At 47.5% G+C, this 297-nt stretch carries 1 pseudogene; it reads left to right on the top strand.

Features of this window, described 5'->3' with window-relative positions:
- Positions 1-178 precede the first annotated feature (178 nt).
- Positions 179-297 (top strand): annotated as a pseudogene (locus tag J9889_RS20340) (IS200/IS605 family transposase); the annotation flags it as partial.

Here is a 297-nt window from a genome sequence, read left to right as displayed (position 1 = left end):
GTTTGGTTTCTGCCAGCCCGTGATTCCAGACATAACGAGCACAACCGCCCAACTGGCGCAGGCGTTGCGCTTGTTGTTCGGTCGGTTCGAGTCGGAATTTGTAGGCTTTCAGAATTTGCATTTAGCGCTCAGTGTGTAGCATTATCGCCATATCTATTAAGCCCGATTGAGTGACAGAATGCAATTCACTAAAATTAATAAATCACGCCATGCGGCCTACGCTTTGCACGTACATTTGGTGTTTATCACCAAGTATCGAAAGCCGATATTGGGGGATCTGCATCACGCTTCCTTCGA

The sequence above is a fragment of the Aeromonas sp. PrichA-15 genome (assembly GCF_017939245.1).
In the GTDB taxonomy this organism is placed as follows: Bacteria; Pseudomonadota; Gammaproteobacteria; order Enterobacterales; family Aeromonadaceae; genus Aeromonas; species Aeromonas caviae.
Note: the sequence above shows the minus strand (reverse complement) of the source record. Positions and strands in the feature narration are given on the sequence as shown.